This window comes from Amycolatopsis sp. WAC 01416, from assembly GCF_003947485.1.
Taxonomy (GTDB): domain Bacteria; phylum Actinomycetota; class Actinomycetes; order Mycobacteriales; family Pseudonocardiaceae; genus Amycolatopsis.
Map to the genome: position 1 here is coordinate 474608 of NZ_QHHX01000007.1, position 14867 is coordinate 489474.

Annotated in this window: 13 protein-coding genes; 6 read left to right on the top strand and 7 right to left on the bottom strand. The window is 69.5% G+C overall.

Annotation, left to right across the window (positions count from 1 at the left end):
- Positions 1–55 precede the first annotated feature (55 nt).
- Entirely contained in the window at positions 56–1015 is a 960-nt protein-coding gene (locus DL990_RS26075) for an ABC transporter permease (protein WP_199746595.1), read from the bottom strand.
- Positions 1008–3917, bottom strand: coding sequence for an alpha/beta fold hydrolase (locus DL990_RS26080; RefSeq protein WP_199746596.1), 2910 nt, complete (start codon positions 3915–3917; stop codon positions 1008–1010). Before DL990_RS26080 ends, DL990_RS26075 begins: the two co-directional genes overlap by 8 nt.
- 318 nt (positions 3918–4235) lie before the next feature.
- Here DL990_RS26080 and DL990_RS26085 point away from each other — a divergent pair, with 318 nt between their 5' ends.
- The gene (locus DL990_RS26085) at positions 4236–5210 is read left to right on the top strand and encodes a TerC family protein (protein WP_125783177.1); all 975 of its coding nucleotides are present in this window, start codon (positions 4236–4238) and stop codon (positions 5208–5210) included.
- 30 nt (positions 5211–5240) lie between these two features.
- Complete coding sequence (locus DL990_RS26090) at positions 5241–7202, top strand: S9 family peptidase (RefSeq protein WP_125800187.1); 1962 nt, start codon at positions 5241–5243, stop codon at positions 7200–7202.
- A 79-nt stretch (positions 7203–7281) separates the two neighbouring features.
- On the opposite strand, the gene DL990_RS26095 is transcribed toward DL990_RS26090, so the two are convergent.
- The 3 genes from DL990_RS26095 to DL990_RS26105 form a co-directional block, all read right to left on the bottom strand.
- Positions 7282–7938: an RES family NAD+ phosphorylase gene (locus DL990_RS26095; RefSeq protein WP_007028108.1), complete on the bottom strand. Its 657-nt coding sequence runs from the start codon at positions 7936–7938 to the stop codon at positions 7282–7284.
- Between the two features lie 194 nt (positions 7939–8132).
- On the bottom strand, positions 8133–8714 hold the full coding sequence (locus DL990_RS26100; protein ID WP_125783173.1) for a DNA-binding protein: 582 nt from the start codon (positions 8712–8714) through the stop codon (positions 8133–8135).
- A gap of 333 nt (positions 8715–9047) precedes the next feature.
- On the bottom strand, positions 9048–10028 hold the full coding sequence (locus DL990_RS26105; RefSeq protein WP_125783171.1) for a LacI family DNA-binding transcriptional regulator: 981 nt from the start codon (positions 10026–10028) through the stop codon (positions 9048–9050).
- Between the two features lie 114 nt (positions 10029–10142).
- On the opposite strand from DL990_RS26105, the gene DL990_RS26110 reads away from it, so the two are divergent.
- The gene (locus tag DL990_RS26110) at positions 10143–11666 is read left to right on the top strand and encodes an FGGY-family carbohydrate kinase (protein WP_125783169.1); all 1524 of its coding nucleotides are present in this window, start codon (positions 10143–10145) and stop codon (positions 11664–11666) included.
- Here the strand turns inward: DL990_RS26110 and DL990_RS26115 are convergent.
- Complete coding sequence (locus DL990_RS26115) at positions 11597–12289, bottom strand: helix-turn-helix domain-containing protein (RefSeq protein WP_233620571.1); 693 nt, start codon at positions 12287–12289, stop codon at positions 11597–11599. The genes DL990_RS26110 and DL990_RS26115 overlap by 70 nt on opposite strands.
- Positions 12290–12319: 30 nt before the next feature.
- Here DL990_RS26115 and DL990_RS26120 point away from each other — a divergent pair, with 30 nt between their 5' ends.
- The 3 genes from DL990_RS26120 to DL990_RS26130 all read left to right on the top strand — a co-directional run bounded on the left by DL990_RS26120 (position 12320) and on the right by DL990_RS26130 (position 14208).
- Positions 12320–12724, top strand: coding sequence for an NUDIX domain-containing protein (locus tag DL990_RS26120; RefSeq protein ID WP_125783167.1), 405 nt, complete (start codon positions 12320–12322; stop codon positions 12722–12724).
- 201 nt (positions 12725–12925) lie between these two features.
- A complete protein-coding gene (locus DL990_RS26125) occupies positions 12926–13414 on the top strand; it encodes an MmpS family transport accessory protein (protein ID WP_125800188.1) in 489 nt (162 codons plus the stop codon).
- Positions 13415–13440: 26 nt separating this feature from the next.
- Positions 13441–14208 (top strand): ABC transporter permease, encoded by a 768-nt coding sequence (locus tag DL990_RS26130; RefSeq protein ID WP_125800189.1) that lies wholly within the window; start codon positions 13441–13443, stop codon positions 14206–14208.
- Here DL990_RS26130 and DL990_RS26135 read toward each other — a convergent pair.
- Positions 14171–14857: a histidine phosphatase family protein gene (locus DL990_RS26135; protein WP_125800190.1), complete on the bottom strand. Its 687-nt coding sequence runs from the start codon at positions 14855–14857 to the stop codon at positions 14171–14173. The genes DL990_RS26130 and DL990_RS26135 overlap by 38 nt on opposite strands.
- Positions 14858–14867 lie beyond the last annotated feature (10 nt).

Below are 14867 nucleotides of genomic sequence, written 5' to 3' on the forward strand. Positions count from 1 at the left end.
AAGAGGTTTTCGTCTTCCCGGTGGACCCCGGTGCTTTTCCGGTGCGAAAACGCTCTCAGCTGGTGATGTCCTTGGTCGCGAACCGGCGACCGGCCAGTAGGAAGAACACCGTGCCGTACAACGCCGCCGACAACATGCCGTTGGCCATGTTCGTCCAGTCGATGTCGGTGGAGATCAGGTCCATCCACGAGAACGCGAAATGCGTCGGCAGATAGTCCCGCAGCCCTTCGAGGGCGGTGATCTGGTCGAGGATCTGCGAGACGATCGCGACGATCACCGCGCCGCCGACGGCACCCAGCGGGGCGTCGGTGGCGACCGAGAGGAGCATTGCCAGCCCGGCCACCCATGCCAGCTGCAGGATGATGTAGATCGTCGCCAGCCCCATGGCCACGAGGCTGTCGCCGAACGACACCGCGTCGCCGGTCGGGCTGATCGCGTCGCCCGCGCCGTACCAGACGACGCCGACCACCAGCGACACCAGCGGCAACAGGATCAGCGCGACCGCGGAGAGGATGCCGGAGACGATCGCCTTCTGCCGTAGCACCCGATGCCGGGGGACCGGCATCGCGAGCAGGTACTTCAGGCTCGACCACGACGCCTCGCTCGCGATCGTGTCGCCGTAGAACAACGCCACGATCATCGGGAGCAGGAACGTCCCGGAGACGAACAGCGCGAGCACCACGAAGTTCGGCGCGCTCGCGGTGGCTAGGTCGACGAAGCCGCCGCTGCGGCGGTTCGGGTTGGCCTGCCCGATCTCGAACGCGATCACCAGGATGAACGGCAGCAACGCGACGAACCCGAGCATGAACTGGGTCCGGCGGCGTTTGAGCTGACGTTTCAGTTCGACGCCGAGCCGCAGCGTCCGATCGGCGCGGTAACCCGCCACCGCCCCGTCCGGGCCGACCTCGGTCGGTTCGTGCGACGCGACCTCGGTCAGCTCCAGCAGCGCCGCCGGATCGGTGTGCACGCCGTGATCCACCCGGGTCGCCGGGCCGGAACCATTGGTCTTACTCACCCTTCGAGTCCTCTCCGACCAGCTGCAGGAACGCGTCTTCCAGACGGCGCCGCGGCGCGTGCTGCTCGACCGCGACCCCGGCCCGCACCAGGGCGGCGACCGCCTCGGCGCGCGCGAGACCGTCGAGATCCGCGTGGACGAGTTCGCCGTCGACGTCGACGCCGGAAACACCGCCGACGTTCCGCAGCGCTTCGGCCGCTTCGGCGGGCTTGTCGACGCGGAACGTCGCTTCACCGCTGGACGCGGCCAGTTCGCCGACCTCACCCGAGGCGACCAGCATGCCGCGGTGCATCACGACCACGTGCGTACAGGTCTGCTCGACCTCGGCCAGCAGGTGGCTCGAGACCACCACGGTGCGTCCGGTCGCCGCATAGCGCTGGAGCACCTCGCGCATCTGGTGGATCTGTGGCGGGTCGAGTCCGTTGGTCGGTTCGTCGAGCACCATGAGCTCCGGCAGGCCGAGCATCGCCTGCGCGATCGCGAGCCGCTGCCGCATGCCCTGGCTGTAGGTGCGGACCCGCCGGTTCACCGCGTCGCCGAGCCCGGCGATCTCCAGTGCCTCCGCGAAGTGCGCCTTCTCCCTCGGCCTGCCCGTGCTCGCCCAGTACAGCTCCAGGTTCTCCTTGCCGGACAGATGCGGCAAGAAACCCGAACCCTCCACAAAGGACCCGATCCGGGACAGCACCGGCGCGCCGGGCGCGATCAGGTGGCCGAAGACGCGGATGGTGCCAGCGGTCGGCGTGATGAGGCCCATCAGCATGCGCAGGGTCGTCGTCTTGCCGGCGCCGTTCGGCCCGAGCAGGCCGAGCACCTGACCGGGTTCGACGCGGAAGGACAGATCCTTCACCGCGACGAAACCGCCCGCGTAGGCCTTGTGGAGACCTTCGATCACCAGCGGCGTCTTCGCCAGGCTCTCGTCGACGTCGTGGGCACGGCGGCGGCGGAACGCGGCGATCACCGTGATCACGATGCCCGCGAGCAGCGTTCCGGCGATCCCGAGCAGCTGCGCGATGGGCGCGCCCGCGCCGACCGAGTTGCCGGGGACGACCGGGACGCCGAGCTGCCCGCCGTCCGCCAGTTCGATACGGAATACCGCGGGCTCGACCGGTGTCGAGAACGCCTGGTCCGTCGTGCCGACGACCAGCCGGAGCGTATGCCCGGCCTCCAGTGGCCGCACGATGCCAGGCAGGGTCACCGTCACCTCGACCGGACCGCCGTCGGCGGGCAGCCCGGAAACGCGGAAGGGTGCGACGGCGTTGGCCGGAAGCGTGCGGACACCTTCCGAGTTGACGTCGTAGAGCTTCGCGAACAGGACGGCTTCCTTCTGCGGTGCCGCGGCGGACGGATCCGCGGAGACCCGCAGCCGGACCGTGGACGAACCGGCCACGATCGTCTGCGCGTCGAGCGGCGGCGTCGCGAACTGCGCGGCCTGCCCCGGCGGGTCCAGACTGAACAGCCCGGACAGCCGGGACGAACCGGCCACCGCCCCGTTCAGTCCGGGGATCCCGCTGACCGCCGCGGGATTCCCGCCGGCGGGCCGGACGACCGGCTGGGCCGGGCCCGCCAACGTGAACGGCCGCCGTTCGGTGGCGTCCCCGGTGGCTCCCGGGTACGCCGGGGCGGTGACGGTCCGGACCGAAGGGGCGCCGTTGGCCCGCAGCGTCCCCTGGATGTCGTAGCTGAACCCGGTGCCGGGATCGGTGCCCTGGCCGGTGAGCGAGAACTTGAGGAAGTCGGCGATCTGCGCCCGCAGCTTCTGTCCCGGTTTCCCGCCGTCGTGGCCGCCGGTGTACCAGATCGTGCGGACCTTGCCGCCCGCCGCGCTGATCTGCCGGGCGGTCGCGTCGGACTGGTCCAACCCGAACAAGGTGTCGCTTTCGCCCTGCACCAGCAGGGTCGGCACGGTGATCTTGTCCGTCACGGACGCGGGGGAGACGCGGCGGAGCAGGTCGACGGTCTTCTGGCTCGCTTTGCCGGTGGTGGCGAGCTCGGTGTAGGCCTGGCAGACGTCGGCGGTGAACCGTCCACAAGGGTCGGCGGGGCCGGACGGCGGCCGCTGTCCGTTCGGGCCGCCGAGCGGCAGGGACTGCGCCGCGGCACCCGCCGCGCCCGTGCCCTGTGCCGCGCCGGATTCACTCGTCTCGTCACCGGCTTCCGGGGCGTCGTTCGCGGGGGAGCCGCTCTGCGCCGCGCCGGAACCGGCGGAGAAGAAGATGCCCGCCCACGACCTCTTGAAGACGCCGTCGGCGGTGAACGCGCCGGCGGCCGGGGTGGTGGCGGCCGACGGCGAGGCCGAGGCGGCGTTCGGGAAGAGTCCCTGCGCGAGATCGTTGTAGGTGATCACCGGCGCGATCGCGTCGACCCGCTTGTCGGTCCCGGCGAGCAGCAGCGAAAGCGCGCCGCCGTACGAAGCGCCGGAAACGGCCACCTTCGGGTCGCCGTTCTCGCTGAGGACCTCGGGCCGCGCGGCCAGGCTGTCGATCAGCTTCCTGGCGTCGGCGACTTCACGGTCGGGGTCGTTCAGCGCGATCTTCCCGGTGCTGCGGCCGAAACCGCGCGCGGACCAGGCGAGCACGACGAAGCCCTTCTCGGCGAGTTCGCGGGCCTCGGTGGCGACACTGTTCTTGTCACCGCCGAAACCGTGGGCGAGCAGGACGGCGGGAGCGGGTGTCCGCTCGGGGAGGTACGTGGTCGTGTCGATCTTGACGACTTCGGACGAACCCGGGGTTTCGGGCAGGTCGAGGGTCGCTTCCTGGGTTTTGACCGCGGACGGGGCGGGTTCGCTGTTCGTCCACACGACGGCCGCGGCGGCCAGGACCACCACGACCGCGGCGAGCGCGATGAGCTTCGCGCCTCGCGTACGAGGGAGCGGGATTCGGGGCACGGAATGACCGTATTTCACCGAACCTGAGAGTCGCTTCCCCGGCACACACGGACCACACAAGCGTGACGTTAGGTCGTCATCAGAACGGGTATCCGACGTGGGAGAAGAGGAGGGTGTGACGGGAGTTACGCCATCTTCTTGGTGACAAGGGCAACCTTAACTGGCGTCATGCGTACAGACAGGTCAAACTGGACCAGCTGTGAGGGGAGTATTCCTTCGCGGCGGTGTCGTCAGCACGGTGGCCTTCGCAGGCCCCCGGCACCGTCGGCCGGTTTCGCACCGGCGGAAGAGACCTCCGGTTAGTTGCTGCTGTGCACTATCCGGAGGGTTGGATACATGTCTGTTCCCCTGTGGCTGTGGATCGCCACGGTCGGTGGCCTGCTCGCGCTCATCGCGCTGGACCTGGTCATCGTCGATCGCAAGCCGCATGAGGTCACCACCGGCGAAGCCGCCCGGTGGGTCATCTTCTACGTCGCCGTGGCCGTCGCGTTCGGCATCGGCGTCTGGGTCTTCGGGGGACACGACCCGGGAGTCGAGTTCTTCACCGGGTACATCACTGAGTACTCGTTGAGCGTCGACAACCTGTTCATCTTCATGATCATCATGACGTCGTTCAAGGTGCCCGCGATCCATCAGCACCGGGTGCTGCTGATCGGCATCCTGCTCGCGCTCGCCATGCGCAGCGTGTTCATCGCCGTGGGCGCCGCGCTGATCGCGCAGTTCGTCTGGGTCTTCTTCCTCTTCGGCGCGGTTCTCATCTGGACCGCGATCAGCATGGTCCGCAACAAGGACGAAGAAGAGGAATACGAGGAGAACGCGCTCACCCGCTGGGTGCGCAAGCTCTTCCCGGTCACCAACGAGTGGCACGGCCACAAGTCCTTCGTGAAGAAGGACGGCAAGCGCTGGATCACCCCGATGTTCCTGGTGATCGTCGCGATCGGCAGCGCGGACCTGCTGTTCGCGGTCGACTCGATCCCCGCGATCTTCGGCATCACGCAGGAGGCCTTCCTGGTCTTCACCGCCAACGCGTTCGCGCTGATGGGCCTGCGTCAGCTGTACTTCCTGCTCGGTGGCCTGGTCACCAAGCTGGTGTACCTGTCCTACGGCCTCGCGGTGATCCTCGCCTTCATCGGCGCCAAGCTGTTCCTGCACGCGCTGCACGAGTACCACGTGGTGCCGGACTGGCTGGACATCAACAACTGGGTCTCCCTGGGTGTCATCGTCGTGGTCCTGACGGTGACGACGGTTGCCAGCCTTCGCAAGGCGAAGAAGCTGGAAGCCGCTGAGCAGGAGTCTTCAATCAGTAGTTAGAGCTGCTAAGGATCGGGTACCGTCGGGGCCGTGCGTCCCGTTGACATCGAAGCCCTGACGGTCCCCGGCATCCCCGCGTTGCGCGGCGACCTGCTGCTCACCGCGGTGAGCAGGCCTGATCTGAAGACGAACAGCTACCGCGGCGGCCTGCGCAGGGTCGACCAGGGCGGCGGCGGGGAAGGGCCTTGGACCCACGGGGCCAAGGACTCCGCACCCGCCATCTCCCCGGACGGCAGGTGGGTCGCCTTCCTCCGCGCGGGGGAGGGGTCCGGGCGCGCGGCCAAGCCACAGGTGCACGTGATCCCCGCGGCCGGGGGTGACGCGAAGCGGATCACCGACCTGCCCCTCGGCGCGGGCGCCCCGGTCTGGGCCCCTGATTCCCGCCGGATCGCCTTCGTGGCCCGCGTGCCCGAGCCGGGCCGCTACGGCACGGAGAACGCGGACGGCGAAACGCCGGAGCCGGGCGAAGAAGCGCCGCGGCACATCACGAATCTCTTCTACCGGGTCGACGACGCCGGCTTCCTCAACGACCGTCCACAGCGTCTGTTCGTCGTGGACGCGGTCGCCGCGCTGGACGAGGACGCGCCCGCCGAGCTCACCCCGCTGACCGACGACCGCGCCGACGTCGACCATCCCTCGTGGACGGTCGACGGCGAGCAGGTCCTGATCACCGCGCCGCGTGACTGGGCCGCCGAAGACACCGTTCGTACGGATGTCTACGCCGTGCCCGCCGGTGGTGGCGAGCCCCGGCTGCTGGTCCGGACCCCGGGTACCGCGGACCGGCCGGTCGCCGCCCCGGACGGTTCGATCCTGTTCTACGGGGCCGAATTCCCCGGACTGGAGGACGTCGCCCGCAACACCGGGCTCTGGCACGCGCCGTGGCCTTCCGGTGACGAGCCTTCGCCCGCGCGGCGGCTGACCGACGTCGAAACGGTGGACTGCGACAGCGCGGCAAGCCCTCCGGTCGTCCTCGGCGACGAGGTCCTCGTCGTGGTCCGCACCCGCGGCGCCGCCGAACTGCACGCCGTTCCCCTCGACGCCGAGCTCGCCGAGCTGAAGTCGTTGCGCTACCTGGCGGGCGAGCGCGCGGCGGTGAAGTCGTTCGCCGTCGACGGCACGCGGATCGCCGCGGTGATCGGGACGCCCGAGAGCTCCGGTGACGTCGTGCTGCTGTCGGACGAGAGTCCCCACGTGCTCACCGACTACTCGAAGACGTTGCGGGACAACGGGATCCTGCCGCTGGAGGAACTGGACACGACCGCGCCCGACGGCTACCCGGTCCACGGCTGGATCGTCCGGCCCGAGGGCGACGGGCCGCATCCCGTGGTCTTGATGATCCACGGTGGACCGTTCGCGCCGTACGAATGGAAGGTCTTCGACGAGGCCCAGGTGCTCGCGGAAGCGGGCTACGCCGTCATCCTGGGGAACCCGCGCGGTTCCGCGGGCTACGGCGAAAGCCACGGCCGGAGCATCGTCCACGGCTTCGGCACGGTGGACGCGGACGATCTGCTGGCACTGCTGGACGAAGCGCTGAAGATGTCCAATTTGGACAGTGATCGCGTCGGCGTCATGGGCGGCTCGTACGGCGGTTTCATGACCAGCTGGCTCGCCGCGCACCACGGCGGCCGGTTCCGCGCCGCCTGGAGCGAGCGCGCGGTCAACGCCTGGGACTCGTTCGTCGGCAGTTCCGACATCGGCTGGTTCTTCGCCGGGGGTTACGTCGGCGACGACCTCGACGAGCAGCGCAAGCGCAGCCCGCTGACCTACGCGGGGAAGATCGACATCCCGTTCATGGTCGCGCACTCCGAACAGGACTGGCGATGCCCGCTGGAGCAGGCGCAGCGGATGTACGTGGCACTGCGGCAGAACGGCGTCCCGGCCGAGTTCCTGCTGTTCCCCGGCGAGGGGCACGAACTCACGCGTTCGGGGCTGCCGCGGCACCGGGTGCAGCGGTTCGACGCAGTACTGGAGTGGTGGGGGCGGCACCTCTGATCTTTCGGTCCCTGGGCCGCAATGAAGGGGCCTTTCATAGCAAAATTTGCTATGAAAGGCCCCTTCATTGCGCGAGAGGTCAGCTGAGAAGCGTGTAGTTCAGCTCTTCGCACACCCGACCCAGCGGGACGTCGAGCCCCGGATGGTCCAGCGGGAGCAGCACGTCCGGCGCGACCGGCAACGAGTTCCCGGCAGGCGGGTCCCACAGCGCGAGCGCGGGGCCGCCGGAGTCCATGGACGACCGGTACCAGACACCGTCGAGGTCGCCGAAGGCGGCGCGGATGGCGCGTGCCCAAGCTTGGGTGATCTTCTTCGGGCCGCTGGAGATCTCCTGCGAGGCGCCGACGCGGGTCGGCCACAGGCCGGCGAGGTCGAGCAGCCGCAGCGTGCGCGTCGGTCGCACGACGACCAGGCGCGGGCCGCGGGATTTGCGGTCGACCGTCGACGTGGTCTGGAAGACCTCCGCGATGCTCGTGCGCACGGTGAGGCCGAAGTACAGGACGCCGTTCCCGGGGTCGGTGACCGGGCGACCGCCGCGACCGGGGGTCTGCGGGTCGAAGCGGCCGTGCGGGAGCGGGCCGCTGTAGCGGAACGAGTTCCACTGCTGGGGGTGGTTGCCGTGCGCGGTGAAGATCCTGACCAGCCTGGTGCCGGGGTGCACCGTCACCACGTCGTTGGTGCGGTGCAGCTCCTTGACCAGGACAGAGCGTGCGGGCGGCAGGGGGAGCCGGGCCATACCTCGGGAGTCGTCCGTCCTTGTCGGGTGATCTTGCTCGGTGGGGTCAGCCTACGGCCTACCCCCGACTGAAATTTTCCGTCGTCGGGCAGAACACCTTAGCGTCTGGGGGTGAACCCGCGTCCGCGATCGCGTCGACAGGCTGCTACCTGGTCAAACCACTCACGCTCGCGCTCGATGGCGCTGACAAGCCGTCAGAACGGGGACCCGAGCATGGCCACCAGCTTGGCGACGTGCTCGGGATCGCCACCGGAGAGGAGCCATTGGCGCGGGGTGGCGGGATGGTCGTTGATCACCAGATCGGCCTGCGGGGTGCTCATGAACGCGGCGACGACGAGCGCGGGCTGGTCCTCGGGGACGGCGCGCAGCACGACCTCCAGGCCGGGCAGCACCCCGGAGCCCGCGAACTGCCAGGCGGGCAAGCGCCAGCCCTGGTCCTTCCAGCCGGTGAGCCTGCCCTCCTTCAGACGGTGTCTGATGCGGCTGTCGTCCACGCCCAGTGCTTTCGCCGCTTCCAGCACGCTCAGCGCCGAATCGGCGAGCACGGCGTGCGCGGCGACCGTGCGGGCACGGAAGTCCGGCTCGTCCTCGTCGCGCGGGGAGAGATCCAGGCCGACGTCGGTGAGCGCGGCGCGCTGGTCCGCCGAGAAATAATGCGACGGATCGGGGTTCGGTGGGGTCAGCCTCCGCGCCGCGTCCTCGACGAGGGTCAGGAACTCGTTGGCGTCGACCTTGAGGCCCGCCTTGGCGAGAACGTTCTCGAGCGCTATCGACATAGCGCCTAGGGTAACGCGTCTGTGCGGGTTCGTGCGGTCTCATCTCGGTTTCGTGGGTGAATTCACCAGAGATGAACACAGAGTGCACGGAATCAAACACGCGCAGTAGGCAATGTCGCCATAGTCTGCCGGGGTCGGGCGAGCTTGTCCAGGGCTTCGGCTTGACAGGTCGTAAGTAGGAATTTACCGTCCGGAAGGTAAACGATTTCTTCCCACCGCTTCGGAGAACCCGGCTGGCGTGGGGCCGGCTTGGGGGAACAAGGGGGTGGGGCGTTCCTGGGCGGCCGGTGCGAACCGGTCGCCCAGGCACGTCGTGCACCGGGATCTCCGGTTTCAGTCGCGCCGTGAACTCCGGCGCACGATCAGCTTCGCCTGCAGCGTCGTCGTGGTGGCTTTGCGCGTGCTGTCGCCGATCCGGGCGAGCAGCAGTTCGGCGGCGACCCTGCCCACCTCGTTCGCGGGCTGGGCGACCACCGTCAGTGGCGGGTCGATCAGTGTCGTCCACGGCGCGTCGTCGAACGACACGATCCCCACGTCCTGCCCCGAGCGCAGGCCGCGTGCGGCCAACGCCTCGAGAACACCGATCGCCATCGTGCTGTTGCCGACCAGCAGCGCGTCCGGCGGCTCGGATTCGTCGAGCAGGCTGAGCGCGGCGAGCCTGCCGCCCTCGGCGCGGAATTCGGCCCGCCGGGTGAGGGCGTTCTCCTCGCCGACGGCGTCGGTGTAGCCCGCCAGCCGGTCTTCGGCCGTGCGCACCCCGGCGGGCCCACTGACACAGGCGACGCGCCGGTACCCGCCGTCGATCAGGTGCCGCGTGGCGTCGCGGGCGGCGAGCCGGGTGTCGACCAGCACTTGGTCGCCGGTGTACTTCAGCAGCGGCCGGTCGACGGCGACCACGGGCGTGCCGCGCTCGGTCAGCCGGTCGACGTTGGTGGCCCGGCCGGTGGGGGAGAGCACCACGCCGGCGACCCGCTCTTGGAGGGCGACGTCGATGTAGCGCCGTTCCTTCTCCTCGTTGTCGTCGGCGTTGCACAGCACCACCGAATAGCCCGCGGTCTGCGCGATGTCCTCCACGCCGCGGGCGATCGCGGTGAAGAACGGGTTCTCCACGTCGGAGATGATGAGCGCGAGCACCGCGGTCTCCTGACGGCGCAGATTCCTCGCGAGCCCGTTCGGGTGATAGCCCAGTTCCGCGGCGGCCGCCTGCACCCGTGCCGCGAGTACCGGGTCCACAGTGGACTTCCCGTTGAGTGTTCTCGACACGGTCGCCGTCGAAACCCCGGCCTTCGCCGCCACGTCGTTGATGGTGGCCACCGTGACCTCCCCTTCTGCAGGTGTCTTGACACCTTCGCACGGGAAGAATAGCTTGGCCGACAATCGTTACCATCCGCTGATCGCGCTACTCGCGCTCGAAAGTGAGGACGTGCCGTGGGGGACCCGGGCCTGGTGCTCGGCATCGACATCGGCACTTCGAGTTCCAAAGGCGTCCTCGTCGATTCCCGGGGCACCGTGGTGGTGCGGGCTTCCAAATCACACGACACTTCCCGGCCCCGGCCAGGCTGGTACGAACACGACGCCGAAACCGTGTGGTGGCAGGATTTCCTGGCGCTGACAAGAGAACTTTCCGCGGGCGCCGGGGATCATCCCATCATCGGAGTGTCGGTCAGCGGGATCGGGCCGGTGCTGTTGCCTGCCGACGCTTCCGGGAAACCGTTGCGCCCGGCGATCCTTTACGGCGTCGACACCCGCGCATTCGACGAAATCCGCGAACTGAACCGGGAATTCGGCGAAGAATCCATTGTGGAACGCGGCGGGAGCGCACTCGGCTCACAGGCCGTCGGGCCGAAATGGCGCTGGCTCGCCAAGAACGAGCCGGAGGTGTTCGAACGGGCGGAACTCTTCCTGATGGCGAGTTCGTTCCTCGTGCTGAGGCTGACCGGTGAATACGTCCTCGACCATCATTCCGCGAGCCAATGCGACCCGATGTACGACCTGCGCGAGGCCCGCTGGGCGCCGGACCGGGTCGCCGCGATCGCCCCCGGCGTCGAGTTGCCCAGGCTCGCGTGGCCGACCGAGGTGGTCGGCTCGGTCACCGCCGAAGCGGCCGCGGAAACCGGCCTGCCGCAAGGAATCCCGGTGACGGCGGGCACGGTGGACGCCTGGGCCGAAGCGACCAGCGTCGGTGTCACCGCGCCCGGGGACACGATGCTCATGTACGGCACCACGATGTTCCTCATCCAGACGCTCGCCGATCCCCGTCCCGCGCCGGGGTTGTGGGCGACCCGCGGTGCTTTCCCCGGCACCTATTCGCTCGCGGCGGGGATGGCCACGTCCGGCGCGATCACCGACTGGCTGCGGGACCTCGTCGTCGGCGACTTCGGGGAACTGGCCGCGGCGGCGGGCGAGGTCCCGGCGGGCAGCCGCGGTTTGCTGTTGCTGCCGTATTTCGCGGGAGAACGGACACCCGTGCCGGATCCGGACGCGAGGGGCATCATCGCCGGGCTCACGACTTCCCATGGTCGTGCCGATCTGTATCGCGCGGCGCTGGAAGGCACGGCGTACGGGGTGCGGCACAACCTCGAAGCCATGCGGGAAGCCGGTGGCGGGACGCGCCGGTTCGTCGCCGTCGGCGGTGGGACGCGGGGCGGCGTGTGGACGCGGATCGTCAGCGACGTCGCGCGGATCGAGCAGGAGATCCCCGCGGAGACCATCGGCGCCGCGTTCGGTGACGCCGTCCTCGCGTCCTTCGCCATCGGGCGCGAACCGGATATCGAAGCCTGGAACCCCGTCGCCGAGATCGTCCGCCCGAGCGCGGACGCCGATGTCTACGACGAGTTCTACCCGCACTACCGAGCCCTGTACCAGTCCACAGTGGACATCGCTCACTTCCTGGCTCGGAAGAATTCGCTCGCCTTCACTCCGGAGAACTCCCGGCAATCCCGGCTCAAATGAGCTTGATCGGCGTAGCCCGCCGAGTACGCCAGCGAGGCGAGATCCGGCGCCGTTTCCGCGAGGCCGATGGCGCGTTGGAACCGGCTGACGCGCAGGTACGTCGCCGGGCCGTAGCCGACCGCGAGAGTGAACCGCCGCCGCAACTGCCGTTCCCCGGTGGTGAAGCGCTCCAGCGCGGCCGAAACGCGGGGAACGCCGCTGTCCAGCCTGGCGATCAACGCCGCGATCTCCCGGTCGGCTCGTCCCGCCCGGCGTTCCCCGACGACGTCGGTCAGCGAAGCGGCGCCGGAGAGCACTCGCTCGGCCAGCAGTTCGCCTTCCCCGCCCCACAGGTCACCGAGAGGAACACGCTGATCGCGCAGTTCGTCGGCGCCCAGCCCCAGGACGTCGCCCGCCCTGCCGGGCGCGAACCGCACGCCGCGAGCCTTGGCGCCCAGCGGCGTCTCCCAGGTCCAGGCCGTGGTGTCCGGCCCGGCGACGAAGACCTCGCCGCCGCATTCCACGAGGTCCACGCAGCCGTCGGGCACGATCCGCTTCGGCGCCTCGCCCGCGTCCTCCCACAGGCAGCGCACCACGCCGCCCAGCTCGCCGGGTGCCGTCGTCTCCCGATACACGGTTGCCATGATGCACCCGGGCTACGACAGAATCAGGACATGCCCGAGGGAGAGATCGATTCACTGGCCTGGATCCACGTCCGCGACCGCCGCCTGCTGTCGGTGCGGACCGAGGGAAAGGCCAAGTTCTACCTGCCGGGAGGCAAACGTGAGCCGGGAGAGGGCGACGTCGCCGGGCTGTGCCGGGAGATCAGGGAAGAACTCGGCGTCGAGCTCGACCCGCGGAGCTTCCGCTTCTTCGCGGTGCTGAACGAGCAGGCCGACGGCTACGCGGACGGCCGCCGCGTCCGCATGACCTGTTACACCGCCGACCATCGCGGGGAGCCCGCGCCCGGCCGCGAGATCGCGGAGTCCGCCTGGCTGTCCTCGGCCGACGCGCACCGCTGCCCGCCGGCGGGCAGGCGGGTGCTCGGTCTGCTCGCCGACGCGGGTCTCGTCGACTGAGTCCGGATCACTCAAAGTGAGCTGTTCGGCTCACTGCGTTTACGCTGATCGCCCCATGACCAGGCACTGTCCACTCACTAGGACACCCAATAGGGTGAATATCGGGTTTCTTCCCGATAACGGCTAACGCGGAGTCACCTTCGAACGAGAAGTAGTCGACGCACTCGACGGGAGTGCGCTCGGACGAGAGAAGACCTCTCCATGGGTGTTCCCACCGTGACCCCTCCGGCATCGGCGCCGGGGCAGGGTGCCCCCGGCAGGCTGAAGCCGCTGGGGACGGTCGTGGTCGTGCTGGGGGTGATGGCCGTCGCCGTCACGCTGACCGGTTACGTGCTGCCGAAGGCCTCGTCGCGGCCGGTGCAGAGCCCGCCCGTGCCGCAGGTCGAACAGGCCGCGGCCGCCGTGCGCACCGTCCTCCACTCGGTCGTCTACGAACTTTCCGGCGCGAAGGGCGCCCAGAACGTCACCTACGTCGCGCAGGGCTCGGAACTCATGCAGAAGACCGAGGTGACGGCGCCGTGGAGCACCACCTTCGAGCGCGAGAGCCAAGAAGGCCGCGACGAGTTCTACAGCCTCTCCGCGCAGGGGTCGGGCAGCGGCGCGCTGCGATGCCGGATCCTCGTCGACGGTGAGGTCGTCAGCGACCGCACCGCCCCCGCCGCGGGCGCTTCGGTGACCTGCACGGCCTGACCCGGCCCTGCGGCAGGATCATCCGCATGACGGATGGTGCGATCGCGTTCGGCCCGGTGCTCGCCGTGGTCCTGGCCGTGCTGGCGATCTTCGGCGCGGCCGTGGTGCAGTTCGGGCGGCTGGGACACGGCAAGGCGGTGCTGTTCGCGGCCGCGCGCGCCGTCGTGCAGCTCGCCGCCGTGTCGCTGGTGATCGTCGGGATCCTCGAATCGGGCTGGTTGACCGGCGGTTTCGTGCTGCTGATGTTCGCGATCGCGGCGGTCACCTCCGCACGCCGGATCGGGGTGGCGAAGGACCTGGCGTGGGTCGCGCTCGCCATCGCCTCCGGTGTGGTGCCGGTGCTGACGCTCGTACTCGCGACCGGGGTGGTCCCGTGGCGGCCCATCGCGGTCGTGCCGATCGCCGGCATCGTCATCGGCGGCGCGATGTCCGCGACCTCCCAGGCGGCCCGGCGTGCCCTGGACGAACTCGTGTCCCGGCACGGCGAGTACGAAGCCGCGCTGGCGCTGGGATTCCTGCGCCGCCCGGCCGCGCTGGAGATCTGCCGCCCCTCGGCGGGGCAGGCGCTGATCCCCGCTCTCGACCAGACCCGGACGGTCGGCCTGGTGACCTTGCCCGGCGCCTACGTCGGTGTCCTCCTCGGTGGCGCCGGGCCGGTGCAGGCCGGGGTGACCCAGGTGCTGGTGCTCATCGGGCTACTGGCCGCGGAGGCCGTGGCGGTGCTGGTCGTCGTGCACCTGGTCGCGGCCGGCCGGATCAGCCGAAAGGCGACTGAAGATGCGACGTGTCGTTGAACCGCCGCACCATCCAGTCGTCGCCCGACACCACCAGATGGGAGATCGAGCCGTTGTCCGCGCCGAGGAACGCGAATCGGTCCTTCGCGGCGCTGGCCTGCGCGAAGACCTCGCCGATGACGCCGCCGTGGGTGAACACGGCGATCCTCCGGTCCGGATTGGCCGCCGCGAGCCTGCCGATGGCGCCCCTGATCCGGTCGCCGAACGACTCCATCGTCTCCGCGCCCGGGATGACGTCCCAGCGCTGCTCGCGCCACAGCTGCTCGACGATCGGGTGGCCTTCGTAGGTGTAGCGCCGGAAAAGCCCGTTCTCCCAGTCGCCGAGGTGGATCTCCCTCAGGTCCGGCTCGACCTCCGGCGTGAGCCCGAGCTTCGCCGCCAACGGTGCCGCGGTCTGCGGCGTCCGGCGCAGTGTCGTCACGTACAACGCGGAGATCCGCTCGTCCGCCAGACGGCGGCCCACCCGCTCGGCGTGGTCCCTGCCCTCCGGCGCGAGGTCCGGATCGGCCTGCCCGTCGACGAGGTCGAACGGCGTGCTGCCCTTCGCGGGGGCCGATTCTCCGTGGCGGACAAGGAAGATCTCGGTCGCGCCGGGCGGGGGTGAGAACCGGTGCTGGCGGTATTCGACTTCCTGCTCAGGGGTGCTCATGTCCGCCGAC